This is a genomic window from Streptomyces sp. NPDC054849 (assembly GCF_053610945.1).
In genome coordinates this window covers 18,189-41,980 of the sequence record NZ_JBSGZI010000072.1, presented here as the reverse complement: position 1 = coordinate 41,980, position 23,792 = coordinate 18,189, and the positions used below count along the sequence as shown (strand labels likewise).

Genomic DNA, 23,792 nt, shown 5'->3' with positions numbered 1-23,792 from the left:
GGGGTTGTCCCTGCCGGGGTGCGGTCGGTGGTGCGGTGCCGCGCCGTTGCGGGGGGGCCCCCCCCCCGCCCCCCCCGCCCACCCCCGTCCCCCCGTCGAATCCCCCGTACGCTGATCCCCCGTTGATCCCCCGTACGTCGTGCGTCCTGCGTCATGCGTTCTGCGTGGTGCCGTGTGCGTCCTACGGGCGCGGACCGGACGCGTGGTTGTCCAGCGTCTGGATCTCCTCGCCGGCAGCGGGCTCTTCGGTCGGCTTGATCTCGATGCCCGACGCGTGATTGTCCAGAGTCTCGATCTCGACGCCCGAGGCGTGGTTGTCGAGCGGCTTGACGCCACCGTCGTTCGGCAGGATGTTCTCGTTCGTCGTCATCGATTCTCCTGATGGATGGGTAGGGCCCGTTCGGCGATTCCCCCGATGACCGCCGAACGGGTAGTCCTCCAACCGGCCCGGGCTTCCCCCGTTGCTCCGGGTCGATGCACTTATCGTGCCGCGGGGTGATAAACGAACGATGAACGCCTCGCTCATCCGGCTCCGCCGCAGGTCAGGCTGCGACCTCCGAGGCCAGCAGAGCCTGCACCTCGGCCAGTTCGGCGGACCCCAGCTGCTGGAAGACGGTCTCCGCGTCCCGCCAGCACGCACGTGCGCGGTCGGTCTGGCCCAGTCGGCGCAGCGCTTTGCCCAGCACGGTCAGCACGGTCGCCCGGCGCCACTCCCCGCCGATTCCGCGCAGCGCGATGGCCTGTTCGGCGTGCGAGGCGGCCAGGGTGGGCCGGCGGGCGGCCAGGTGGGCCTCGGCGAGCCGGAAGTGGGTCACGCCCTCCCACAGCGGCTGGCGGTTCTCGTGGAAGAGGGACAACGCCTCGGTGAGCTGCGCGAGGGCCTCGCCGAGCCGGCCCGCCTGGGTCAGGGCGATGCCCAGCGCGTAGCGGCCGTTGGCCAGGCGCAGGGTCAGGCCCATCCGGTCGTAGACGGCGATGCCCTGCTGGGCGAGGTCTATGGCGCTGGTGAGGCGGCCCAGCTCCACGTGGATGCGGGAGAGGTTGCACAGGGCACTGGCCTCACCGACGTTGTTGGCGTCGGCGCGGAAGTTCTCGATGGCCTCCAGCAGGTACCGCTCGCCGTCCGCGTACCGGCCCTCGTAGAGGGCGATGATCCCGCGGTCGTTGGGCGCCCAGCAGCTGGGCAGCGGGTCGCCGGCCTCGCGGGCGAGGGCGGTGGCCTGGCGGGCCTCGTCGTCGGCCTCGGTGAAGCGGCCCGCGACGAGGTGGACGTTGGTGAGGGTGGTGCGGGCGCGTCCCTCTGCGTACGGGTCCTTGGCGGCCTGGGCGGCGTCGCGCAGGGCGGCGGCGGCGGACTCGTACTGCTTGGAGTTGGCCCCGGACTCGGCGAGGTCCTTCGCCGCCCACAGCAGGTCCACGGCCCGGCGCAGGACCAGCGTCTCGCCGCCCCGCACGGCGGCCTGGCGTACGCACGCCAGCAGCGGGTCGGCCTCGGCGTACAGCCAGTCCAGGGCGGCGCGCGGTTCTGCGAAGACCAGCCCGGGGTAGTGGGTGTCGGACAGGTGCGCGGGCAGCCGGTCGCCGGGGCGTTCCAGGGCGTACACCCCCGACGCGGTGGCCAGGTAGAAGTCCAGCAGCCGGTCCAGGGCCGCTTCGCGCCCGCTCGGCGGCTGCTCGTCGCGCTCGGCGCAGGCACGCGCGTAGAGGCGTACGAGGTCGTGGAAGCGGTAGCGGCCGGGGGCGGCGGATTCGAGGAGGGAGCAGTCGACTAAGGCCTCCAGCAGGTCCTCGGTGGCGTGCTCGGGCAGGTCGAGCACGGCGGCGGCCGCGGACAGCGAGATGTCGGGGCCGTCGGCGAGCCCGAGGAGGCGGAAGGCGCGCTGCTGGGCGGGCTCCAGCTGGCCGTACCCCAGCTCGAAGGTGGCTTTGACGGCGAGGTCGCCGGCCTGGAGTTCGTCGAGGCGGCGGCGCTCGTCGGCGAGCTTGGCGGCCAGGACGGAGACGGTCCAGGTGCGGCGGGCGGCGAGGCGGGAGGCGGCGATGCGGATGGCGAGCGGCAGGAAGCCGCAGGCGCCGACGACGTCGAGGGCCGCCTGGCGTTCGGCGCGGACGCGCTCCTCCCCGACGATCCGGGTGAAGAGCTGGAGGGCCTCCTCGGGGCTCATGACGTCGAGGTCGACGAGGTGGGCCCCGGCGAGGCCCGCCATGCGGACCCGGCTGGTGACCAGGGCGGCGCAGCCGGCGGTGCCCGGCAGCAGCGGGCGGACCTGGGCGGCGTCGCGGGCGTTGTCGAGGAGGACCAGGACGCGCCGGCCGTCGAGGGTGGAGCGGTAGAGCGCGGCCCGGTCGGCGGGGGAGTCGGGGATGGCGGTGTCGGGGGTGCCGAGGGCGCGCAGGAAGGAGCCGAGGACGGCCTCCGGTTCGGCGGGGCGGGCCTCGGTGCCCTGGAGGTCGACGTAGAGCTGGCCGTCTGGGAAGTGCGGGCGCGCGGCGTGGGCGACGTGCACGGCGAGGGTGGTCTTGCCGACGCCACCGATCCCGGCGAGCGCGGAGACGGCCATGACCTGATCCTGGGCGCCGCCGGACAGGATGGCGCCGAGCTCGCCGACGAAGCTGGAGCGGCCCGTGAAGTCGGGTACGGTCGCGGGCAGTTGGGCGGGCCTTACAAGAACGGTTGCGGTGGCCGGGGCCGGGTCCTCCGCGCGGGCGAGGTCGGCGTCGGCGTTCAGGATGCGCTGCTGGAGCGCGGCGAGCTCGGGGCGAGGGTCGACGCCCAGTTCGTCGGCGAGGAGCCGGCGGGTGTCGGCGTAGACGGCGAGGGCCTCGGCCTGCCGGCCGCTGCGGTAGAGGGCGAGCATCAGCAGCTCGCGCAGGCGTTCGCGCAGCGGGTGGGCGGCGGTGAGGGCGGTGAGCTCGGAGACGGCCTCGGCGTGGTGGCCGACCTCCAGGTCGAGGTCGAGGCGGGTCTCCAGCAGCTGGAGGCGCCATTCGGAGAGCCGGGTGCGCTCGGTCGAGGCCGCCGGGCCGGGGACTCCGGCGAGCGGCTCGCCCTCCCACAGGTCGAGGGCGCGGGCCAGCAGCGTGCGGGCGAGGACGCGGTCGCCGGCGGCGCGGGCCGCCTCGGCGTCGGCGGCGAGGCTGCGGGCGATGCCGAGGTCGAGGGTGGCGGCGGAGCGCAGCCGGATGGCGTAGCCGCCGGACTCGGTGACGAGCAGCCCGGGGGCGACGACCTTGCGCAGGCGGGAGGCGTACGTCCGGATGGTGGCGAGGGCCTGCTGCGGCGGGTCCTCGCCCCAGATGGCGTCGATGAGCTCGGGCGCGGTGGCGGTGCGGCCGTCGCGCAGCAGGAGGACGGCGAGCAGAGCGCGCTGCTGGGGGGTGCCGGAGGGCAGGGCCTCGGCGCCTCGCCAGGCGCGGACGGGCCCGAGGACGGCGAAGCGGGACTCGCCGGGGGCGGCGGTGGCGTCGGCCGTGGCGGTTGCGCGGACGGGGGTGGCTTCGGCCGCGGCCGTTGCGCGGACGGGGGGTGCGGGTGCGCGGACGGGGGCGGCGGGGCGCGGGGCGGTCCCGTCCGCCGCCGGACCGGAGCCGGGTGCGGGGGTCGTCCCCGGGCCGGTTCCGCGTACGGCGGCGGCCGTAGGGGCCTCGGGGTGTTTCCGCGGGTGCGGGATGGCCGGTACGCCGTCCATCTGTCGTCCCCCTGCCTTCCGTTCGGTGTAAGGGTCAGTCTGCCCTGTCTTGCGCGTACACGTCAGCCCGTCCATGGCCGATCACGGACCAAGTAGCTGACGGTACGTCAGATCAGCGCTACCGTATGAGACATGGAGACCTTCCCGAAGATCATCTCGGTGGACGACCACACGGTTGAGCCTCCCCACGTCTGGCGGGACCGTCTCCCGTCCAGGTACCGGGACACCGGCCCCCGCGTCGTCCGCGCCCCGTTGAAGGAGATGACCTTCCTCGGTGGCAAGTTCGCCCCCGTCATGGGTGCGAAGGGCGACGACGGCCCGATCGGGGACTGGTGGGTGTACGAGGACCTGCACCGGCCGCTCACCCGCCTCGACACCGCCGTCGGGTACGACCGCGACGAGATCAAACTGGAAGTCATCACCTACGAGCAGATGCGCCCGGGGTCCTTCTCGGTTCCCGACCGGCTCGCGGACATGGACGTCAATCACGTCCAGTCGGCGCTCTGCTTCCCGACCTTCCCCCGCTTCTGCGGCCAGACCTTCACCGAGGCCAAGGACCGTGAGCTGGGACTCCTCGGCGTACGGGCCTACAACGACTGGATGGTGGAGGAGTGGTGCGGCCCGGACGCCCGCGGCCGCCTGATCCCGCTCACCCTGATCCCGCTCTGGGACGCCCGCCTGGCCGCCGCGGAGGTCCGCCGCAACGCGGCGCGCGGCGTGCGCGCGGTCGCCTTCTCGGAGATACCCCCGCACCTGGGCCTCCCCTCCATCCACACGGACGACTGGGACCCCTTCCTGGAAGCGTGCAACGAGACCGGCACGGTCATCGCCATGCACATCGGTTCGTCCTCGCGCATGCCGTCCACCTCGGCGGACGCACCGCCGGCGGTGGGCTCCACCATCACCTTCGCCAACTGCTGCTTCTCGATGGTCGACTGGCTGATGAGCGGCAAGTTCGAGCGTTTCCCCCACCTGAAGATCATGTACGCGGAGGGCCAGATCGGCTGGATCCCGTACATCCTCGAACGCGCGAACGTGGTCTGGGAGGAGAACCGCGGCTGGGGCGGAGTCGCCGACAAGGTACTCCGCCCGCCGTCGGAGCTCTTCGCGGAACACGTCTTCGGCTGCTTCTTCGACGACGCCTTCGGCCTGAAGAACCTCGACTCGATCGGCGTCGCGAACGTCCTCTACGAGACGGACTACCCCCACTCGGACTCGACCTGGCCGAAGTCCCGCGAGGTCGGCGAGGCCCAGATGGGCCACCTGGCTCCGGACGTCGTGGACCGCATCGTGCGCGGCAACGCGATCGACCTGCTGGGGCTCACGCCGGACGGCCTGTGGGCGGGTCCGGGGACCTGAGCCCGTAGGCCCCGCCCGGCTCCGCCGCGCACGATCCGGCGCACGGGCGGCTCCCACGACGTGGGGGAGCCGCCCGTTCTGGGTGCGCGGGGCCGGGCTACTTCGGGGTGACCCAGACCTGGCGCTTGTTCGTGTTCGCCGTGTAGAGCTGGACCACGGTGCCGTTGGCGGTCGCGCCGCCGGTCACGTCGAGGACCTTGCCCGACGCCACGTGGACGATCTGGCCCTTGGCGTTGACGGACCAGCGCTGTGCGGCCGATCCGTTGCAGTCGTAGAGGCTGATCTTGTTGCCGTCGGTGCTCGCGTTGCGCGCGTTGTCCAGGCACTTGCCGAACGCGCGGAACGTGCCGTCCTTGCCCAGGATCCACGACTGGGCCGCGGAGCCGTTGCACGTGTAGAGCTGGATCTGCGTGCCGTTGGCCGCCTTGCCGCCCTTGACGTCCAGGCACTTGGCGCCGATTCCGGTCACCCGGCCCTGCGGGGAGAGCGCGGCTCCGGCACCGGCCGCGAGGCGGCGCAGGCCCTGGACGTCGAACTGCTGGACGTATGTGCCGGCGCGCTTGTCCTGGTAGGCGTACGCCGGCGAGCACATGACCGGGAACTGCCCGGAGTCGGTCCCCTTGACGCAGTCGCTCTTGTTGAGGCTCCGGTTGGCGTGCGTCAGGCCCAGCGTGTGCCCGAGCTCGTGGCTGATGTGGTTGCGCATGTACGTCTCGCCCATGGCGGCGGTGGGCTTGCCGGCCGAGGTGAAGAACTCGCTGTCGATGTAGGCGTGGCCGCTGGTCACCGTCTCGGCCACGGACGAGTTGGTGAACCCGCAGCTGAGGTTCGCGCTGCCCGACCCGTCGCGGACCACCTTCCAGCCGGTGCTGCCCATGCTGCCTTCGCCGGCGGGGGGCAGGCAGGGGCGGTGCAGGACGCCGACGATCACTTCGCCCTTGGGCCGTACGTAGTCCCAGCCGACGGGCTTGGTGTCGACGGTGACCGGCAGGTTCGTGATGCGCCGAAGGTCGGCGGCGGACGCCTGGACGTAGGGGGCCAGCCAGTCGGCGGACTTCTGGTCGTAGAACTTGATCGTGTAGCCGGTCTGCAGCCATTTGGTCGCACCGCTCAGCTTCCACCCCTCGCCCTGGGGCGGTGCGGCCGCGGCGGCCGCGGCCGTCCTCGCGGCGGTCCGGGCAGGCTCCGCGCCGAGCGACATGACGCCGTCCTTGAAGGCCGTGCCGTCGCTGCCGTAGGTGGCGGAGTCCTCCGTGTGGCCATCGGGCGCCTCGGTGGGGGAGCCCGGCGCCTGTGCAGGGGAGTCGGACGCCTCCGCGGCCGGCGGCACGGTGCTCCCGGTGTCCTCGGTGCCGAACGCGGTGGAGGGCAGCTGCAGACTTCCCACGATCGCGGCCGCGGCCGCCACGGCAACCAGGGATATCCGGTGCTTGCCTGTCAGTCGCACGTGCTTGTTGCCTCTCGTCGGAGATCACTTCCCACCGGCCCGGCGATGGCAGGGGCGGCGGAAATCGAAGCGATGATAGATCAATACGCCAAATGCACATCTCCAAGCCGCAGTTGGCGTAGGGGCGGCGCCGGCTCGGGCGCTTAGCATCGAGCCGTGCCTCAACTCCAGCTGCTGCGCTTCGACCACGCTCCGGCCCTGCTTGCGTTCGAACGGGAGAACCGGGCCTACTTCGCCGCATCCGTCCCCGACCGCGGCGATCACTACTTCGCCCACTTCGACGAGCGGCACCACGCCCTGATGGCCGAGCAGGCCGCCGGGTCGTGCCTCTTCCACGTCCTGGTGGACGTCAGCGGCGAGGTCGTGGGGCGGGTCAACCTCGTCGACGTGGCGGACGGTTCGGCCGAGCTCGGATACCGGATCGCCGAGAAGGCCGCCGGCCGGGGACTGGCCACGGCCGCCGTCCACGAGGTCTGCGCACTGGCTGCCGCGGAGTACGGCCTGACGGCGCTGCGGGCGGTCACGACGCTCGACAACCCCGGCTCACGCGCCGTACTGGCCCGCACCGGCTTCACGCCGGCCGGCGACGTCGAAGTGGACGGGCGCCCGGGCGTCGGCTTCGTACGCCGCCTGCGGGAAGCCGCCGCGGTGCAACCGGGCAGCTGACGGCCGTAGGCGGGCGGGCGGGGCCCTCCCCTTGCACCCGCCCCCGCCCCCGAGGCATGCTTCGCCGGGGCAAAGCAGGAGGATCATCATGCCGGTGGACAAGCGGACCGCCGTGACGGCGGTGCTGTGTGCTGCGGCGGCTCTCGGGGCCTCCGCCGCGGTCGCCAAGCTGGCGCCGCCGCCCGGGGAGGTTCCGGCCGCGCGGGCGCAGGCCGCGCCGACGTTGTCGCCGACGGCTCCCTCGCGATCGCAAGCGGCGAAGCCTCAGCTCTCCCCCCCTCCCGCGACCACGCTGCCGCTGGCCGTCACGCCTCCGCCCGGTGGGCCCGCGGCCTTCACCGGAGCCCTGTTCACGAACGGCCTGGACAGTGATCACTTCTGCACCGCCACCGTGGTGAGCAGCCCCGGCCGCAACCTGATCATCACCGCCGGACACTGCCTGCTCGACGGCCGGCAGGGCGATGGAACGGCCGTCTTCGCACCCGCGTACGCCAATGGGGTTGCTCCGTACGGCACATGGAAGATCGAGGAGGTCTTCGAGGACGACCGCTGGGCCGAGGGTACGGACGACGACTACGACCTCGCCTTCGCCCGCCTCGCCCCCGACGCCAAGGGCCGCACCATCGAGGACGTGACCGGTGCGGCTTCGCTGGACACCAGCGGTCGCGCGGGCGAGGAGGTCACCGTCACCGGTTACCCCGCCGACCGCAAGGTTCCCCGTACCTGCACGTCGGTGGCCGTCCGCCTGAGCGCGACCCAACAGCGCTTCGACTGCGCCGACTTCCCGGGCGGTACCAGCGGCAGTGCGTGGATCGCCCGGGACGGGAAGATCGTCGGCATCCTCACGGGCGGGGACACCGACGATGTGTCGACCAGTACGGTCCTCGGCGAGTACGCGGCCTCGCTGTACACGAAGGCCTCCTCCGGCGCGGCTCGCTAGGTCGTATCGCTACAGTCCGGTCGGGCCGTCGGCACGATACGGGTCGGCCCGTCGGCACGGACCCGTCCGGCCGTCGGGCACAGCACCGTCCGGCCGGCCCTGCGGATGGCCGGCGCGCCTGCGACGACACTCCCTCTCGCCCGTCGGCTGTCAGGCCAGCAGTCCCAGGTGGACCGGCTCCGCCGGGGCGTTCGCCAGGAGGTCCGGCAGGCTCGGCGGCCACAGCGGTTCGCCGAGTGTGGCCAGGCGCTCCGCGGGGAGCCACTGCCAGTGGATGCCGGGTGCCTCCAGCACCGGTTCGCGGTGGGGTCCCCGGGCGAGGTAGATGTGCTCGTGCTGGCGGACCGGGACTCCCTGATGCGTGAAGTCGTGCTCCCAGGTGCACAGCAGCCGCTCCGGCTCCAAGTCGGTCCACCCGGTCTCCTCGCGCAGCTCGCGCCGCACGCATTCCTCGGGGCTCTCGCCGGGGTCGATGCCGCCGCCGGGCGGCAGCCAGTGGATGCCGACCTCCACGTTGTCCTCGCGGAAGAGGAACACGGATCCGGCCGGGGACAGGATGACAACGCGCGCCGCGTGACGTGGAGTTCGCCTCATCGATTCAGAGTACGCCGGTGATCGGATCCGGGGGATGGGCTTGCACCTGGCCTTTCGCCGCCCGCTCCCCGAGGCCTGCTCACCGCCGCCTGCTCACCGAGGCCCGCTCACCGCGCCTCGATCGTCCCTGCCTGTCCGGTACGACGGCCTCTTCCGCCCCGCCCCGCCCTACGCCGCCGACGGTGCCAGCGTCGGCGACAGCCGGGCCGCCCGGACCGCCGGGTAGAGGCCGGCCAGCGCGCCGATCACGAGGCTGGACGCGAAGCCGGTGCCGGTGGACCTGGCGGCGCTCGCGGCGGCAGAGCCGGCGGCCTGCCCGCACCAGGGGCTGACCGTCGTACGGACCCTCGCGCCGCTCACCGTGACGGGTGACCGGGCCCTGCTGGGCCACCTCCTGCGGAACATGCTGATCAATGCGGTACGTCACAAACGCGCCGGAGGCCGGATCGCCGTGGCCACCTCTCCCGACGGGGAACTGACGGTGTCCAACACCGGCCCGGTGATCGGTCCGGCGGACGTGCCGCAGCTCCTGGAGCCGTTCCGCGGGCGCGCCGAACGGCAGCACGCCGCAGGTGAGGGCGCCGGGTTGGGGCTCTCGATCGTGGCGTCGATCGCACCGGCGCACGGGGCGGAGCCGGCGGCCGAAGCCAACCCGGCCCCGCCCGGCGGCCTGACGGTCCGCGTCCGCTTCCCGGTGGCACGCTCCCGGCTGCAGGGCAGCGTTCAGCCGGAGTGAAGGGCGGCTGCTGTACGGTCGGTTCAATGAGCAAGCACCGCCGAGCCCGCTCCCGCACCCTCCGTACGTCGCGTACGCGCCGTCCGGGACGCACGCGTACGTCCGCGCCCGCATCCCGTCGGGTGGCCCTCGCCGCCACCCTCGGCCTGCTGACCTTCGCGGCGGGCTGGGTGTACGCCCTCGACGAGAAGGCCGTCGGGACCGCGTCGCAGGCGCGCGCCGACTCCCGCCCGCCGGCCGCGGAACGAGCCGCGCGCGACGCCCCCCGGGACGCACCGCAGGGCGCCCCCCGCGACGCGGCCCAGGACTCTGCCCCGGCCGCCCTCCAGGGCCTGACCGGGATCAGCGGGCAGACCCGGGCCAGGATCCCGGCCGAGTCCCGCCAGCTCATCCTGGTCACCGGCAAGGGCAGGGAGTCCTCGGAGTCCACCGCCGTCTTCTACACCCGTCCCGCGGCCGGCGCCGACTGGGTCCGAGGCGAGAGCTGGCCGGCGCGCAACGGGGCCAAGGGCTGGTCCACGGAGCGCACGTACGGCGATCTGACCTCCCCCCAGGGCGTCTTCGCGCTGAGCGACGCGGGCGGTCTGCTGCCGAAGCCGCCCGGTACCCGGCTCCCGTACGACAAGAACGCCTCCTTCGTCGCCACGGGCCGCGGGGTGAACGGCGAGTCCCTGGCGGGCTCCTTCGACTACGTGGTCGCCATCGACTACAACCGCAAACCGGGCACCTCCCCGCTGAACCAGGTCAAGCCGGAGGGGGAGCGCAAGGGTGGCAACATCTGGCTGCACGTGGACCACGACGGCCCCTCGCAGGGCTGCGTCGGCATCCCGAAGGAGGCCATGAAGAAGGTTCTGGAGACCCTCGACCCGGCGGCGAAGCCGGTCATCGTGATGGGTCCGGAGGGATTCTGACCGGAGTGCCGGTCAGACGCCGCCCAGGTCCAGGACGCGGACCGGCTCGCACTCCCACCGCTTGGGGAGCGTGCTGGCGATGACGGCGCCTTCCGGACGCTCGGGCGTGGGCTGGGCCGCGTGCCGGGTGTGTGCCGCGGCCCAGGTCTCCTGCCGTGCGACGGCCGGTGCGGCGGGCAGGTCCAGGCCGAGGACGGTGATGCCCGGCAGGGCGGCGAGGTGCTCAGCGGTGCCGGGCCGGGCGCGGTCGGCCTCGACCAGCGCGCAAGAGGGCGCGTAGGGATACCAGCCGGCCTCGGCGTGCGCGCGGTGGATGAGGCGGGAGGCGAGGATGTTGCCTTGCCCTGCTGCCGGCATCGCCGTCTCATCCAGCACGATGTGCGTTTCCGTCACCGGTTCCTCGCCTCCGCCAGGCGCCCCGGTCCAACTCGCTCTCGGTACGGACCCGTACCCGCAACCTTCGTCCGACCGGACCGGCCCTCCCCCTTGTCTGACTGACCGTCAGCTACGACGATGGCCCGGCACCGACATACGCATCGGCAGACGAAGGCGAGGCGGGCCCGGCATGGCGCGCGTATTTCCGGAAGGTCGGCTGGTTTACGGGATGCAGCTCCCGGTCCAGTCGCAGAGCACCCTCTACGCCGAGCCCTGGGAGGCGTCGGCCACCGCATCCGACCTCGCCGCGGTCGCGCGGGCCGCCGACCGGGCCGGCTTCGGGTACGTGGCCACCTGCGACCACGTGGCCATCCCGCGGCGGCTCGCCGGGCCCATGAGCACCGTCTGGTACGACCCGGTGGCCACCCTGTCCTTCCTCGCCGGGGTCACCGAGCAGGTGCGGCTGCTCAGCCACGTGGCGATCCTCGGCCTGCGCCACCCGTTGATCAGCGCCAAGCAGTACGCCACCCTCGACCACCTCTCCGGCGGCCGGCTGATCCTCGGCGTCGGCGCGGGGCACGTCCAGGAGGAGTTCGAGGTCCTCGGCGTGGACTTCGCGCGCCGCGGGGCCGTCCTCGACGAGACCCTGGACGCGCTGCGGGCGGCGCTGGGTCCCGAGGAGTACCCGGAGTTCGAGGGCGAGCTGTTCTCTTTCAAGGACCTGGGCCAGCTGCCGCGCCCCGTCCAGGAGCGGGTCCCCGTCTGGGTCGGCGGCTCCTCGCCCGCCGCCGTCCGCAGGGCCGCGGTCCGCGGGGACGGCTGGCTCCCGCAGGGCGACCCGAGGGACAGGCTTCCGGCGCAGATCGCCCGTATCAGGGAACTGCGCGCCGAGGCCGGGGTGGCGGGCCCGATCGAGTTCGGCGCGATCACCGAGGCGCTGTACGTCGGCGAGCCCGGCTGGGACACCGGGCGGCGCACCCTCACCGGCAAGGCGGAGGCGCTCGCCGAGTCGCTGCGGGAGTACAAGATGCTCGGCGTGGACCAGATCCAGGTCCGTTTCCGCAGCCGCGACCGCACCGAGCTCGTCGATCAGATCACCGCGTTCGGGGCCGATGTGGCCCCCCACCTCAACGACTGAGGACCACGATCAGTGACCAGCGACTAGGAGCACGGACATGGGCAAGCTGGACGGGCGCGTCGTCATCATCACCGGCGCGGCGCGCGGTCAGGGCGAGCAGGAGGCCCGCCTCTTCGCCGCCGAGGGCGCCAGGGTGCTGCTCGGCGACGTGCTGGACGAGCAGGGCGCCGCGGTGGCCAAGGACATCGGCGAGGACCGGGCCCGGTACGTCCGGATGGACGTGAGCCGCGAGGAGGACTGGGCGGCGGCGATCGCCGCCGCGAAGGAGACCTTCGGCCCGGTGGACGGCCTGGTCAACAACGCCGGCATCCTGCGCTTCAACGAGCTGACCGCGACCCCCCTGGAAGAGTTCCAGCAGGTGGTCCAGGTCAACCAGGTGGGCGCCTTCCTCGGCATCAAGTCGGTGGCCCCCGAGATCGAGGCGGCCGGCGGCGGCACCATCGTCAACACCTCCTCGTACACCGGCTTGACGGGCATGGCGTACGTCGGCACCTACGCCGCGACCAAGGCGGCCATTCTCGGCCTCACCCGGGTGGCAGCACTGGAGCTGGCGGGCAAGGGGATCCGGGTCAACGCGATGTGCCCGGGCGCCGTGGACACCCCGATGGCCAATCCCGGCCTGCTGGACCCGGCCAACATGACCGACGAGGCCAGGGACGCGATGGCGGAGCTCTACAAGCGTGTGGTCCCGATGGGGCGGGTGGGGCAGCCGGAGGAGATCGCCAGGCTGGCGCTGTTCCTGACCGGCGAGGACTCCTCGTACATCACCGGTCAGCCGTTCGTGATCGACGGCGGCTGGATGGCGGGCGTGAGCGTGCTGTAGCCGTCCTGCGCTATCTGATGAGGCGTCAGGTATTGACGCTCCCGCCCCCGCGGTGGAACAGTCGGGGCATCAAATCTGACGCTACGTCAGAAACCAAAGGACGGTGAACCCCTTGGAATTCGGGCTCTTTGTGCAGGGATACGTGCCTGAGGCGCGGTCCAAGGTCGACCCCGAGGCAGAGCACAAGGCGCTGATCGAGGAGACCGAGTACGTCATCCAGGCGGACAAGTCCGGCTTCAAGTACGCCTGGGCCTCCGAGCACCACTTCCTGGAGGAGTACTCGCACCTGTCGGCGAACGAGGTGTTCCTCGGGTACCTCGCCCACGCCACCGAACGCATCCACCTCGGCTCCGGCATCTTCAACCCGCTCGCCCCGGTGAACCACCCCGTCAAGGTGGCCGAGAAGGTCACCATGCTCGACCACCTCTCCAAGGGCCGCTTCGAATTCGGCACCGGCCGCGGGGCCGGCAGCCACGAGATCCTCGGGTTCCTGCCCGGCATCGAGGACATGAACGGCACCAAGGAGATCTGGGAGGAGACCATCGCGGAGTTCCCCAAGATGTTCCTCCAGGAGGAATACGAGGGGTTCCAGGGCAAGCACTGGTCGCTGCCGCCGCGGAAGATCTTTCCCAAGCCGTACGGAAAGGCGCACCCGGCCATGTGGTACGCCGCCGGGTCCCCGTCCTCCTACGCCATGGCGGCGAAGAAGGGCCTGGGCGTGCTGGGCTTCAGCGTGCAGAAAGTCTCCGACATGGAGTGGGTCCTCGACCAGTACAAGACGGCCATCCGGGAGGCGAACGCCATAGGCGCCTTCGTCAACGACAACGTCATGGTCACCTCGACCGCGATCTGCGCCGAGACGCACGACAAGGCCGTCGAGATCGCCGTGAACGCCCAGATGAACCGCTTCCAGTCGCTGGTCTTCCGCTACCACGACACCTTCCCGCGGCCCGAGGCGATCCCCCAGTGGCCCGAGACCCTGCCGGAGTACAACGCGGAGATCATCGAGCTGCTGATCGCCGAGGAACTGCTGATCTGCGGCGACCCGTCGGAGGTCCGCGCCCAGTGCAAGCGCTGGGAGCAGGCGGGCGCCGACCAGCTCTCCTTCGGTCTGCCGACCGGCGTGTCATACGAGGACACGATGACCACGGTCAAGCTCATCGGCGAGCACGTGATCCCGCACATCGACACGGACCCGGTCCACCGCACGACCCGCTTCCGGGAATCCGCCTAGCTGCTGCCCCGGTGACGGGTGACGGGTGACGGGTGGCGGGTGACGGGTGACAGGCGACGACCCCGGCCGCACCCGGCCCGGCGCCCCGGACCCGGAACCCCCGTACGGGGACGGCGCCTTCCCGGACCGCCGTCCCGCACCCGCCCCGGCCGGAGGCCGTGCCGAGGCCGCGGCCGGCCCGGCGGCCTCCGGCCGGGGCACGAGCCCAATCCAGCGCGAAGGGACGTCATGCTCGACCACCTGATCAAGGGCGCGACCGTCGTGGACGGCACCGGCGCCCCCGCCCGCATCGCAGACGTCGGGATACGGGACGGGCGGATCGCCGTCATCGCGGAACCAGGCACCGTCACCGAAGCGGCCCGCACCAGCGAGGACGCCACCGGCCTCGTCCTGACCCCCGGCTTCATCGACCCCCACACGCACTACGACGCCCAGCTCTTCTGGGACCCGTACGCCACGCCCTCCATGAACCACGGCGTGACCACCGTCGCCGGCGGCAACTGCGGCTTCACCCTGGCCCCGCTCCACCCGGACCGCCCGCAGGACGCCGACTACACGCGCCGCATGATGAGCAGGGTCGAGGGCATGGCCCTCAAGGCGCTGGAAGAGGGCGTCGACTGGACCTGGTCCACCTTCGGCGAGTACCTCGACGCGCTCGACGGCCGGATCGCCGTCAACGCCGGGTTCATGGTCGGCCACTGCGCCCTGCGCCGCCACGTCATGGGCGAGGACGCCGTCGGCGGGCAGCCCACGTCCGAGCAGATGCAGCAGATGCTCGACCTCTTCCACGACGCCATGAACGCGGGCGCCTGGGGCCTGTCCACCACCCAGTCCTCCACCCACTCCGACGGCTCCGGCGCCCCCGTCGCCTCCCGGCACGCCGAGCCGGCCGAACTCCTCGCCCTCTCCCGGGCGGTCGCCGAACACGAGGGCACGCAGCTCGAAGCGATCGTCGCGGGCTGCCTCGACCAGTTCTCCGACGAGGAGATCGACCTCTTCGTCGGCATGAGCGCGGCCGCCGGACGGCCGTTGAACTGGAACGTCCTCACCATCGACGCCTCCGTCCCCGAGCGGGTCCCGCGCCAGCTGGTCCCCAGCGAGCGCGCCCGCAAGGCCGGCGGCCGGATCGTCGCGCTGACGATGCCGATCCTCACCCCCATGAACATGTCCCTCGGCACCTTCTGCGCCCTCAACCTCATCCCCGGCTGGGGCGAGATCCTCGGCCTGCCCGTCCCCGAGCGGATCGAGAAGCTGCGCGACGCCGGCGTACGGGCCGAGATGCTGCGCCGCGCCGACAGCAAGGAGGCCGGAGTCTTCCGGCGCCTCGCGAACTTCGGGCGGTACGTCATCGGGGACACGTACAGCAAGGAGAACGAGGGACTCTCCGGCCGGGTCGTGAACGACATCGCGGCCGAGCGCGGCCAGGACCCCTTCCACTGCCTGGTGGAGATCTGCGCCCACGACGACCTGCGCACGGTGCTCTGGCCGATGCCCACCGACAACGACCCGGCGAGCTGGGCCCTGCGCGCCGAGACCTGGCAGCACGAGGACGTCATGCTGGGCGGCTCCGACGCCGGCGCCCACCTGGACCGGATGTGCGGGGCCCCGTACACCACCCGCTTCCTCGGCGACTGCCTGCGCGGCCGCAGGCTGGTGCCGCTGGAGCAGGCGGTACGGATGCTCACCGACGACCCGGCCCGGCTGTTCGGGCTGCGCGAGCGCGGCCGTCTCACCGAGGGCTACCACGCCGACCTGGTCCTCTTCGATCCGGAGCGCATCGAGGCGGGCCCGGCGACCCTGGTCCACGACCTGCCCGGGGACAGCCCGCGGCTCGACGCACGGGCCGTCGGCATCGTCTCCGTACGGGTCAACGGCGTGGAGACCATCCGCGACGACGAGATCACGGGGGCGATCCCCGGAATCGTGCTCCGGTCGGGCCGTGACACGAGGACGGTGAGCACCCGATGACGGTACAGAGGCTCTACATCGGCGGGGAGTGGGTGGAGCCGGCGGGCGGCCACTACGAGGTGGTCGACCCGGCGGACGAGTCGGTGGTCGGGCTCGCACCCGAGGCCTCGCGCGCACAGGTAGCGGAGGCGGCCCGCGCCGCGGCCGAGGCCTTCGAGAGCTGGTCACGTACGAAGCCCGAGGCGCGGGCGGCGATCCTCGACCGGGCCGCGGACGTCATGCAGCGGGAGTTAGAGCCGTGGACGGCGCTGGCCCGGGCCGAGACGGGCGCGCCGACCGGGATCGCCCGCGGCATGCAGGTCGGGGTCGGGGTCGCCCGCTTCCGGCGGTACGCGAGGGGAGCCCTCGAACCCGTGGAGAGGGGCCTGCCCCCGCAGGTCACCGAGGCCGGCCCGATGGGGAAGGCGAGCATCCTGGGCGCGCTGGAGGTGCGCCAGCCGGTCGGGGTCGTCACCTGCATCACCTCGTACAACAACCCGTGGGCGAACCCGGCGGGCAAGGTGGCCCCGGCCCTGGCCATGGGCAATACGGTGGTGGTCAAACCGGCCCCGCAGGACCCTCTGTCGGTGTTCAAGATGGCCGAGGCGCTCGCGGAGGCCGGGGTGCCGGCGGGCGTGGTGAACGTGGTGAACGGCCGGTCGGTGGAGGTCGGCGAGGCCGCCGTGGACTCCCCGGACGTGGACATGGTGTCCTTCACCGGCTCCACGGCCGTCGGACAGCGCATCGCCGAGGTGTGCGGGCGGACCATGAAGCGGCAGCTGATGGAGCTGGGCGGCAAGGGCGCGGCGATCGTCTTCGAGGACGCCGACCTGGACGCGGCGGTGATGGGCATCGGCACCACCTTCTCCTTCTACTCCGGACAGATCTGCACGGCCCCGACGCGGGTGATCGCGCACCGGTCGGTCTACGACCGGCTGATCGAGAAGCTCACCGGCTATCTGGCCTTCATGAAGGTCGGCGACCCGGCGGAGGCCGGGACGGTGGTGGGGCCGGTGATCTCGGCGGCCCACCGGGACCGGGTGGAGTCCTACATCGAGCTGGGGAAGAAGGAGGGCGCGCGGATCGCCCACGGCGGCGAGCGCCCGGTGGTGGGGGACGGCCGCGGCTTCTACGTCGCCCCGACCCTCCTCGTCGACTGCACGAACGACATGCGCGTGGTGCGGGAGGAGATCTTCGGCCCGGTCGTCGTGGTCGTCCCCTTCGACGGCGACGAGGACGAGGCGATCCGGCTGGCCAACGACAGCGACTTCGGACTGCTGTCCTACGTGTGGTCCGGGGACTCGGCGCGCGCGTTCCGCGTGGCGCGGCGGCTGCGGGCGGGCGGGGTCGGCGTGAACACCATCGGCCGCAACATGGAGGCCCCGTTCGGCGGCTTCAAGCGCAGCGGCGTGGGGCGCGACGTGGGCTCGTACGCCCTGCACGCGTACAGCGAGACGCAGTCGATCGTCTGGACGGCGTAGGTCCCGCACCCGCGGACTGCGGGCGGGCACCCGGGAAGGCCGCCCGCCCGACCCCCTATTCCTCTTCCTCCTCGGGCCAGGGGAAACCGAGGGCCTCGGCGTCCTCCCGGCGGGCATGACGCAGACTGGCCAGGAACCGGGGATCGCCGGCCGCGAGCCGCCGGAGCGCTGCGGCTGCCTGCGCCTGCGGCGGGGAGCCGTCGTCCGGGACGAGCCACTCGAAGTGCAGCCGCGGTCCGTCCGGGACCTGCGTTCCGGCCCCCAGGCCGCGCTCGTGGGCGAACGAGACCAGGACCGTCCCCGGATCGGCCCACGAGGGGTGCGCCCGGACCTCCCCGCAGTCCCACGCGGAGAGCAGCTCGGGCCGGTCCCGCAGACCTCTGGCGATGAGCAGAGCGGTCGTGTGGGCCGGCCACTCCCACTCCCGGTCCTGCGTGGCTCGGGTGATCTCGGCGTCGTAGGCGGCGGCGTCGAATCGCAGCGCTGCGGGCTGCGGCCCCTCCGCGCCCCGCCAGCCGTCCCACACGACCTGGTCGCCCTCCCGGCGGATGGTGACGTGGAGCGCGCCGCAGCACGACTCGCCGCAGTGCGGCCAGGCGAGCTGCACCTCGCGGGGCTCGGCCCCGGCCCGCAGTAGGCCGTTGTCGAGCAGGGCCCCCGGACCCTCGCAGACACCTACGGGGAACAGCGCGGCCACCACGGGGAGTCCGTCGACCAGGATGCGCGTCTCCACCAGGCTCCGGACGGCCGGGTCCGTCACGACGACCTCCAGGCGGAACCGGTCCGGCCCGCCGGGGCGGGCGAACGGCCGCCGCCCGGTGCGGCGGATCCAGCCGGCCCGGAGCCCGGCGCCGCCCTCGCCGTCCGCCGCCTTTCCGGTCACGGCCGACCAGGCGGGTCGCGCCAGCAGCCGGCCCAGGGTGTCGAGCAGCTCCTCGCGGCGCCGCGGGGGCCAGTGGAGGACCGCGCCCGCACCGCTGTACAGGTCGATGGCGAGCGACAGCAGCATGGCGTGGGCGTCCAGCTCCGGGGTGAGCCGGTGCGCCCCGGCGACCACCGCCTCGTACAGAGGCACGGGACGTGAGTAGTCGGGGAACCGCGGCCCTTGGACGTAGGGGTCGGCCATCACGGCGAGCATGCGTCCGGCCAGTCCGACCAGCCGCCCGTCCTGCGGGTACGCATGCAGCAGGGAGTCGAGCCGGACGACCTCGGCGAGCCGGGCGACGGGTATGGGCCAGGGTGCGGGCGGCGGGTCCGCCGGCGGGAGCAGCAGGGCCCGTACGGCGTCGGAGTCCTCGCTGGTCACCGCTTCGATCAGCTGCTGGACGGAGGGTTCGTCATTGCGGCGGGTCAGCCACAGCAGCGCGGCCGCATGGCGGTCGATTCGTTCGAGGGCCTCGACCGCCGGGTCGGCGAAGCCTTCGAGCATGCCCAGGGTGCGGATGCAGGGGACGTCCTCGGGCCCGCCGAGCCAGGTCAGCAGGCCGAGACCGGCGCTGACCGCGGCCGGGTGGCTGCTCGTGCGTGCCAGTCGGCGGGCCAGGCACCGGGCGGTGCCGGTGATCGGGTCGGCCGGTGTGAGGCGGCGGCCGATCCAGTAGGTGATCCGGTGGACGGTTCCGGGCTCGACGGGGAGCGCGGCCAGCCGCAGTGTTGCGGATTCGGCGGCCCGGTCGGTGTCCGGGTCGGCCAGCAGCGGGGCGAGGGCCTCGGTGACCGCCGCTTCGGCGGGGCTGTAGTCGAGTTCGTCGTCCTCGTCGATGTCGGGGAACCCCTCGGGGAGGGGGAAGCCGCCGGAGGGGATCCGGCCCTCCGGCTCGATGCCGTGCCGGAAGAGGGCGTAGTCGTACAGAGAGGTCGTCCGGGGGGCGAGCGGCTCGCGCTCGTCGCGGACGCTCATCGGGCGGGGTGGGACTCGATTCCGTAGATCATGGGAGGAGCCTGCCAGGCGGGGTCAGGACGCGTCCAGCGAGAAAACGGCCTCTCCGCGCACCCGGCCGTTGATCTGCAGCTGCACCAGGTGTTCGCCCGAGTGGTAGCGGCGGGTGGTGATCGGCTTGAAGGAGTGGCGCTTGGTGCCGGTGAGGGTTTCACCGGGTGCCAGGGCACGGGTGACGAGTTTGAACACCTTGGGGGTGCGGGTGCCGTTCGCCTTCGTGTGGTGCACGACGTAGTCGACCACCAACTCGGCCGGCAGTTCGCCGGTGTTGGTGACCGCGTAGTCGAAGACGAGGTAGTCGCCGACGGCGACTCGCGGGGTGGTGACCGACGGCCCGCGCACGGTGACCGGTACGTCCGGGGAGTGGCCGAGCAGGGTCAGCGCCTCGGGCCGGCCGGCCTTGATCAGGGTGCGCAGCCCGTGCCGTACGACGCGGTCCGTGGTGGCCGTCGGCCCGGCCAGCCAGCGGGCGGCGGTCTCGACGGCGAGAGCGGGGTGGTCCCGGCTGATGTCGTTGAGGTGGTTGGAGACGGAGCGGCGCACGTACTCGGACTCGTCGCCGCGGAGGGCGTCCAGGACGGGCAGGGCCGGGCGCGGGTCGGCCACGAAGGCGGGCAGCTGCGGGGCCCACGGCAGCCGGGGCCGGGTGCCTTCACTGGCGAGGCGGCGGACGTGCGGGTCCGGGTCGTCCGTCCATTTCCGTACGACGGCCAGGGCGCGGGCCGGGTCGGCGCGCAGGAAGGGCCGTACGGCGGATTCGGCGGTCAGCCGGGAGGTCAGGTCGTGCAGCAGCGCCAGCCCGGGCTCGAACACCTCCAGCCCGCGGACGGCGACGGCCTCGTTGACGGGGAAGGTCATCCACCCCTCGAATGCGGGGTCGGCGAGGGCGGTGCGCACAACGGCCTCGAAGGCGGGCCAGTGCGCGGGGAGGTCGGCGAGCACGGCGTCGCGGACGGCGGCGACCCGGCCGCTGTACGTCAGCCCGTCGAGGGCGTCGGCGCGGGCGGTCAGGGCGGGCGCGGACCGGCGCCCACCGGCTTGGGCGAGCAGCCGGGCAAGGGTATGGACGGTTTCCGCGCTGAGGAGCTCATCGGCCGTGGGCATGGGGACAGTGTTGCGGATGTGGATGTGGATGTGGATGTGGATCCGTATGTGGCCGCGGCTGCCCGCTCGGCGGCGGTTACCAGTGGTCACCGCAAAGTCACGAGGGAAACTTTGAAAACTCTCAAAACGGACACGCCTGCGGTTTCCGCATGCCGAAAGCTTCCCTCTGGAGCCTGCTGAAGCGCGGGCCGATCCCTATGTGAACCTTGTATTGCGCGCCCGTGAACCGCCTCGGCCTCAAGATTCCAAGGCGTTCTGGGGCCTCTCTTTCCGGACTTCGATCCTCCAGATGTGGAATACGCAGCATCTAACGTCCTGACTCATGACTCAGCTGGACGTTCGGCCTCAGGCCGGAGACACGGTAAGCGGCGTTGCCGAGGGCGACGTTCGCGGCAAGGGCCTCGGCAAGGGGTCCGTCGGACTGGTGGGAAGCGCCGTCATCGGCATCTCCACCGTCGCCCCCGTCTACTGCCTGACCTCGACCCTCGGCTCCACCGCCGGTGAAGTCGGCATGCAGATGCCCGCGATCTTCCTCGCCGGCTTCCTGCCGATGCTCTTGGTCGCCTTCGCCTACCGCGAGCTCAACAAGGCCATGCCGGACTGCGGCACCTCCTTCACCTGGACCGTCAAGGCCTTCGGCCCGCGGATCGGCTGGATGTGCGGCTGGGGGCTGGTGATCGCCACGATCATCGTGCTCTCCAACCTCGCGGGCGTCGCCACCTCCTACTTCTGGCTGCTGGCCGGCGAGATCACGAACAATCCGTCGATCGCCGCCCTGGACGACGACAAGCTCGTCCACATCGCCACCTGCCTGACGCTGATCGCCGTCGCGACCGCCATCAGCTACCGCGGCATGACCGCGACCAAGGGCGTCCAGTACGCGCTGGTCGGCCTCCAACTCGCCGTGCTGGCCGTCTTCGTCGTCATGGCCTTCCAGAAGGCCTCCGCCGGCACCTTCGACACCGGCCTGGACTTCTCCTGGTCCTGGATGAACCCGTTCGCGGTCGAGTCCATGGCGGCCTTCACCGCCGGACTCTCGCTCTCGATCTTCATGTACTGGGGCTGGGACGCATGCCTGGCCACCAACGAGGAGACCACCGGCTCCACGAAGACCCCGGGCCGGGCCTCCCTCATCGCGATGGTCGTCCTGGTCGGCTCCTACCTCGCCACCGGCATCGCCGCCCAGATGGCCGTCGGTGCGGGCGGCGAAGGCCTCGGCCTCGCCAACGAGGAGACCTCCGGCAACGTCTTCGCGGCCCTCGCCGGCCCTGTGATGGGCCCGATGCTCGGCATCCTGCTCTTCGTGGCCGTCCTGGCCTCCGCCGCGGCGTCCCTGCAGACCACCTTCATCCCGGTGGCCCGCACGGTCCTCGCCATGTCGACCTACGAGGCCCTGCCGCCCTCGTACGCCAAGGTCCACCCGAAGTTCAAGACCCCGGGCCGCGCCACCGTCATGGCGGGCGTCGCCACCGGCGCGTTCTACACCGTGATGACCCTGGTCAGCGAGAACGTCCTGACCGACACGATCTTCGCCCTCGGCCTGATGATCTGCTTCTACTACTCGCTGACGGCCTTCGCCTGCGTCTGGTACTTCCGGGGCGACCTGCGCCGCTCCGCACGCGACCTGTTCTTCAAGGGCGTCTTCCCGGTCCTGGGCGGGCTGCTGCTGGCCGCGGTCTTCTTCAAGACCCTGTACGACGCCTACGACCCGTCCTACGGATCCGGCTCCACCCTCCCCGGCGTGGGCGTCGGCAACGTCTTCGTGATCGGCGTCGGCCTGCTGGCCCTCGGCCTGGTGATCATGTTCGTCACCGAGCGCCGCAGCCCGGCCTTCTTCCGGGGCGAGGTCCTGACGAAGTCCACCCCGGCCCTGGTGGTCGAGGACTGACCGTCCCCTCCGCCCCACCTGCCGAGTCACCCCCGCGGCCCCGGATCGATCCCCCGATCCGGGGCCCCGGGCGTTCAAAGTGGGGGGCGGGTGGTGACCCGGGGTGTGGCCGGGTCGTTGGGCCGGGCATGAACGCCATGAAGCGCACCCTCGCCGCCCTGGTCGTCTCCGGCGGCGCCGCCCTCGCACTCACCCCCGTAGCCGCCCACGCCGACGAGCCGGCCGGTCAGGCGCCCCCGGTCGTCGGCCGTGTCGTCGGCATCGTCGACCACCCGGCCCAGACCGTTCAGGACACGAAGACGGCCGTCAAGGTCACCACATCGGCCGCCGGATCCGCCGGATCCGCCGTCACGGGCGCCGGCTCGGCTCTGCACCACCTCCCCAAGACCCCGAAGGTCGAGTGACCTCGGCCGGCACGGGTGACCAGCGCCGACGGGATCCCGCGGGCCGTCGCTCCCGGGAGTGGACGCGCGAACACCGGGACGAGCTCATCGACGCCCGGAAGGCGCGGCTGAGGGGCGGCGGCGCTCGTTGAGCAGCGCATGATCCTCTGGTTGCTCAATCACGTCAGCACGTTCCTCATCGCCGTCCTCCTCGTGGGCGGCCTCACCGCCCTCGCCGTGTTCGGCAGCATGGCGGCCCGCCGCCGCTTCCCGCACCTGGCCCAGGGGGACCACAACGAGATGGTCGGGGTCGCGCTCGGCATGTTCGGGGCGATCTACGGCATCATCCTCGCCTTCGTCGTCGTCACGCTCTGGACGCAGCTGGAGAACACCCAGAACATCGTGGCCTCCGAGGCCACCGACCTGGCCCTCGTCGTGCGCAGCGCCGACGCCTTCCCGCCGGCCGACCGCGCGAGGGTGCACGAGGCGGTGAGCGCGTACGCGCACGCCGTCGTCGAGGTTCAGTGGCCGCTGATGCGCGAGGGGCGGCCGAGCTACGACGCCACCGGGCCCCAGACACACGCCCTGTACGAGGCCCTCCAGGCGTACGAGCCGAAGGGCGTCCGGGCCGAGACCTTCTACGCCGAAGCGGTCACCCGCCTCAACGACGTCGCCGCGCAGCGCCGCGCCCGCATCACGATGGCCGAGACCTCGCTGCCGATCCTGCTGCAGGTGCTGGTGTACGGGGGTGCGTTCGTGATCGTCCCGCTCACCTTCCTGTTCGGGCTGCGCAGTCTGAAGATGCAGCTGCTGTTCGTGTCGGCGGTGGCCGGGCTCATCGGCTTCAGCCTGCTCCTGGTGGTGGCACTGGACCGGCCCTTCGCGGGAGACCTGAGCGTGAGCCCGGCTCCCTACAAGGAGGCGGCCCTGGCGCAGTTCTGGGCCGCCGCCGGCTAGAGGCGACTCAGGCCTCAGGCCTGGCCCCAGGCGCGGGAGCAGAGCACGAGCCGGTAGCCGTCGGGGTCGGCGACGGTGACGCCGTACTCGTCCCAGTAGGGGTTGTGCGAGGCGACGCGCGTCCCGCCGTGCTCGACGAGGCGCTGGACCAGGGCCTCGTCGGGCGCGGGCGTGAGCCGCG

Annotated in this window: 20 protein-coding genes and 1 pseudogene; 13 read left to right on the top strand and 8 right to left on the bottom strand. The window is 72.2% G+C overall.

Annotated elements, in window-relative coordinates; translation table 11 throughout:
- Window positions 1-181 precede the first annotated feature (181 nt).
- Entirely contained in the window at window positions 182-370 is a 189-nt protein-coding gene (locus ACWGIF_RS26510) for a hypothetical protein (RefSeq protein ID WP_453501119.1), read from the bottom strand.
- A gap of 172 nt (window positions 371-542) precedes the next feature.
- The gene (locus tag ACWGIF_RS26505; protein ID WP_453501117.1) at window positions 543-3,689 is read right to left on the bottom strand and encodes a BTAD domain-containing putative transcriptional regulator; all 3,147 of its coding nucleotides are present in this window, start codon (window positions 3,687-3,689) and stop codon (window positions 543-545) included.
- Between the two features lie 132 nt (window positions 3,690-3,821).
- Between ACWGIF_RS26505 and ACWGIF_RS26500 the strand changes: the two genes are divergently transcribed.
- The gene (locus tag ACWGIF_RS26500) at window positions 3,822-5,048 is read left to right on the top strand and encodes an amidohydrolase family protein (RefSeq protein ID WP_453501115.1); all 1,227 of its coding nucleotides are present in this window, start codon (window positions 3,822-3,824) and stop codon (window positions 5,046-5,048) included.
- Between the two features lie 97 nt (window positions 5,049-5,145).
- Here ACWGIF_RS26500 and ACWGIF_RS26495 read toward each other — a convergent pair whose 3' ends face one another.
- The gene (locus ACWGIF_RS26495; RefSeq protein WP_453501113.1) at window positions 5,146-6,495 is read right to left on the bottom strand and encodes a ricin-type beta-trefoil lectin domain protein; all 1,350 of its coding nucleotides are present in this window, start codon (window positions 6,493-6,495) and stop codon (window positions 5,146-5,148) included.
- 156 nt (window positions 6,496-6,651) lie between these two features.
- Between ACWGIF_RS26495 and ACWGIF_RS26490 the strand changes: the two genes are divergently transcribed.
- On the top strand, window positions 6,652-7,161 hold the full coding sequence (locus ACWGIF_RS26490; protein ID WP_453501111.1) for a GNAT family N-acetyltransferase: 510 nt from the start codon (window positions 6,652-6,654) through the stop codon (window positions 7,159-7,161).
- Window positions 7,162-7,249: 88 nt separating this feature from the next.
- Window positions 7,250-8,101: a trypsin-like serine protease gene (locus ACWGIF_RS26485; protein ID WP_453501109.1), complete on the top strand. Its 852-nt coding sequence runs from the start codon at window positions 7,250-7,252 to the stop codon at window positions 8,099-8,101.
- A 150-nt stretch (window positions 8,102-8,251) separates the two neighbouring features.
- Here the strand turns inward: ACWGIF_RS26485 and ACWGIF_RS26480 are convergent, their stop codons facing one another.
- Window positions 8,252-8,695, bottom strand: a complete 444-nt coding sequence (locus ACWGIF_RS26480; protein ID WP_453501107.1) for an NUDIX hydrolase — start codon at window positions 8,693-8,695, stop codon at window positions 8,252-8,254.
- 268 nt (window positions 8,696-8,963) lie between these two features.
- On the opposite strand from ACWGIF_RS26480, the gene ACWGIF_RS26475 reads away from it, so the two are divergent.
- Window positions 8,964-9,431 (top strand): ATP-binding protein, encoded by a 468-nt coding sequence (locus ACWGIF_RS26475; RefSeq protein ID WP_453501105.1) that lies wholly within the window; start codon window positions 8,964-8,966, stop codon window positions 9,429-9,431.
- Between the two features lie 26 nt (window positions 9,432-9,457).
- Complete coding sequence (locus tag ACWGIF_RS26470) at window positions 9,458-10,342, top strand: L,D-transpeptidase family protein (protein ID WP_453501103.1); 885 nt, start codon at window positions 9,458-9,460, stop codon at window positions 10,340-10,342.
- A gap of 12 nt (window positions 10,343-10,354) precedes the next feature.
- Here ACWGIF_RS26470 and ACWGIF_RS26465 read toward each other — a convergent pair whose 3' ends face one another.
- Window positions 10,355-10,699 (bottom strand): hypothetical protein, encoded by a 345-nt coding sequence (locus ACWGIF_RS26465; protein ID WP_453501123.1) that lies wholly within the window; start codon window positions 10,697-10,699, stop codon window positions 10,355-10,357.
- A gap of 247 nt (window positions 10,700-10,946) precedes the next feature.
- Here ACWGIF_RS26465 and ACWGIF_RS26460 point away from each other — a divergent pair, with 247 nt between their 5' ends.
- The 5 genes from ACWGIF_RS26460 (at window position 10,947) to ACWGIF_RS26440 (ending at window position 17,340) form a co-directional block, all read left to right on the top strand.
- Entirely contained in the window at window positions 10,947-11,855 is a 909-nt protein-coding gene (locus ACWGIF_RS26460; RefSeq protein ID WP_453501101.1) for a TIGR03619 family F420-dependent LLM class oxidoreductase, read from the top strand.
- A 37-nt stretch (window positions 11,856-11,892) separates the two neighbouring features.
- The gene (locus ACWGIF_RS26455; protein WP_453501098.1) at window positions 11,893-12,678 is read left to right on the top strand and encodes an SDR family NAD(P)-dependent oxidoreductase; all 786 of its coding nucleotides are present in this window, start codon (window positions 11,893-11,895) and stop codon (window positions 12,676-12,678) included.
- 112 nt (window positions 12,679-12,790) lie between these two features.
- Complete coding sequence (locus tag ACWGIF_RS26450) at window positions 12,791-13,912, top strand: LLM class flavin-dependent oxidoreductase (protein ID WP_453501121.1); 1,122 nt, start codon at window positions 12,791-12,793, stop codon at window positions 13,910-13,912.
- Between the two features lie 228 nt (window positions 13,913-14,140).
- The gene (locus ACWGIF_RS26445) at window positions 14,141-15,880 is read left to right on the top strand and encodes an N-acyl-D-amino-acid deacylase family protein (RefSeq protein WP_453501096.1); all 1,740 of its coding nucleotides are present in this window, start codon (window positions 14,141-14,143) and stop codon (window positions 15,878-15,880) included.
- Window positions 15,877-17,340 carry an aldehyde dehydrogenase family protein gene (locus ACWGIF_RS26440; RefSeq protein ID WP_453501094.1) on the top strand — a complete coding sequence of 488 codons (1,464 nt, stop codon included), beginning with the start codon at window positions 15,877-15,879 and terminating at the stop codon, window positions 17,338-17,340. Before ACWGIF_RS26445 ends, ACWGIF_RS26440 begins: the two co-directional genes overlap by 4 nt.
- A 55-nt stretch (window positions 17,341-17,395) precedes the next feature.
- Here the strand turns inward: ACWGIF_RS26440 and ACWGIF_RS26435 are convergent, their stop codons facing one another.
- Both ACWGIF_RS26435 and ACWGIF_RS26430 read right to left on the bottom strand, forming a co-directional pair.
- Window positions 17,396-19,240: a hypothetical protein gene (locus tag ACWGIF_RS26435; RefSeq protein ID WP_453501092.1), complete on the bottom strand. Its 1,845-nt coding sequence runs from the start codon at window positions 19,238-19,240 to the stop codon at window positions 17,396-17,398.
- Window positions 19,241-19,294: 54 nt separating this feature from the next.
- On the bottom strand, window positions 19,295-20,383 hold the full coding sequence (locus ACWGIF_RS26430) for a DNA alkylation repair protein (protein ID WP_453501090.1): 1,089 nt from the start codon (window positions 20,381-20,383) through the stop codon (window positions 19,295-19,297).
- 322 nt (window positions 20,384-20,705) lie between these two features.
- On the opposite strand from ACWGIF_RS26430, the gene ACWGIF_RS26425 reads away from it, so the two are divergent.
- The 3 genes from ACWGIF_RS26425 to ACWGIF_RS26415 all read left to right on the top strand — a co-directional run bounded on the left by ACWGIF_RS26425 (window position 20,706) and on the right by ACWGIF_RS26415 (window position 23,611).
- On the top strand, window positions 20,706-22,271 hold the full coding sequence (locus tag ACWGIF_RS26425) for an APC family permease (protein ID WP_453501088.1): 1,566 nt from the start codon (window positions 20,706-20,708) through the stop codon (window positions 22,269-22,271).
- A 128-nt stretch (window positions 22,272-22,399) separates the two neighbouring features.
- Window positions 22,400-22,675, top strand: a complete 276-nt coding sequence (locus tag ACWGIF_RS26420; RefSeq protein WP_453501086.1) for a hypothetical protein — start codon at window positions 22,400-22,402, stop codon at window positions 22,673-22,675.
- Between the two features lie 138 nt (window positions 22,676-22,813).
- Window positions 22,814-23,611, top strand: a complete 798-nt coding sequence (locus tag ACWGIF_RS26415; RefSeq protein WP_453501084.1) for a bestrophin-like domain — start codon at window positions 22,814-22,816, stop codon at window positions 23,609-23,611.
- Window positions 23,612-23,625: 14 nt separating this feature from the next.
- On the opposite strand, the pseudogene ACWGIF_RS26410 reads toward ACWGIF_RS26415, so the two are convergent.
- Window positions 23,626-23,772, bottom strand: a pseudogene (locus ACWGIF_RS26410) (VOC family protein); the annotation flags it as partial.
- Window positions 23,773-23,792 lie beyond the last annotated feature (20 nt).

Excerpts from the sequence above, each read along its gene's own strand:
- ACWGIF_RS26510 (WP_453501119.1), bottom strand. The coding sequence starts at position 370 with ATGACGACGAACGAGAACATCCTGCCGAACGACGGTGGCGTCAAGCCG.
- ACWGIF_RS26505 (WP_453501117.1), bottom strand. The coding sequence starts at position 3,689 with ATGGACGGCGTACCGGCCATCCCGCACCCGCGGAAACACCCCGAGGCC.
- ACWGIF_RS26500 (WP_453501115.1), top strand. The coding sequence starts at position 3,822 with ATGGAGACCTTCCCGAAGATCATCTCGGTGGACGACCACACGGTTGAG.
- ACWGIF_RS26485 (WP_453501109.1), top strand. The coding sequence starts at position 7,250 with ATGCCGGTGGACAAGCGGACCGCCGTGACGGCGGTGCTGTGTGCTGCG.
- ACWGIF_RS26480 (WP_453501107.1), bottom strand. The coding sequence starts at position 8,695 with ATGAGGCGAACTCCACGTCACGCGGCGCGCGTTGTCATCCTGTCCCCG.
- ACWGIF_RS26470 (WP_453501103.1), top strand. The coding sequence starts at position 9,458 with ATGAGCAAGCACCGCCGAGCCCGCTCCCGCACCCTCCGTACGTCGCGT.
- ACWGIF_RS26465 (WP_453501123.1), bottom strand. The coding sequence starts at position 10,699 with ATGCCGGCAGCAGGGCAAGGCAACATCCTCGCCTCCCGCCTCATCCAC.
- ACWGIF_RS26460 (WP_453501101.1), top strand. The coding sequence starts at position 10,947 with ATGCAGCTCCCGGTCCAGTCGCAGAGCACCCTCTACGCCGAGCCCTGG.
- ACWGIF_RS26455 (WP_453501098.1), top strand. The coding sequence starts at position 11,893 with ATGGGCAAGCTGGACGGGCGCGTCGTCATCATCACCGGCGCGGCGCGC.
- ACWGIF_RS26445 (WP_453501096.1), top strand. The coding sequence starts at position 14,141 with ATGCTCGACCACCTGATCAAGGGCGCGACCGTCGTGGACGGCACCGGC.
- ACWGIF_RS26440 (WP_453501094.1), top strand. The coding sequence starts at position 15,877 with ATGACGGTACAGAGGCTCTACATCGGCGGGGAGTGGGTGGAGCCGGCG.
- ACWGIF_RS26435 (WP_453501092.1), bottom strand. The coding sequence starts at position 19,240 with ATGAGCGTCCGCGACGAGCGCGAGCCGCTCGCCCCCCGGACGACCTCT.
- ACWGIF_RS26430 (WP_453501090.1), bottom strand. The coding sequence starts at position 20,383 with ATGCCCACGGCCGATGAGCTCCTCAGCGCGGAAACCGTCCATACCCTT.
- ACWGIF_RS26425 (WP_453501088.1), top strand. The coding sequence starts at position 20,706 with ATGACTCAGCTGGACGTTCGGCCTCAGGCCGGAGACACGGTAAGCGGC.
- ACWGIF_RS26420 (WP_453501086.1), top strand. The coding sequence starts at position 22,400 with ATGAACGCCATGAAGCGCACCCTCGCCGCCCTGGTCGTCTCCGGCGGC.
- ACWGIF_RS26415 (WP_453501084.1), top strand. The coding sequence starts at position 22,814 with ATGATCCTCTGGTTGCTCAATCACGTCAGCACGTTCCTCATCGCCGTC.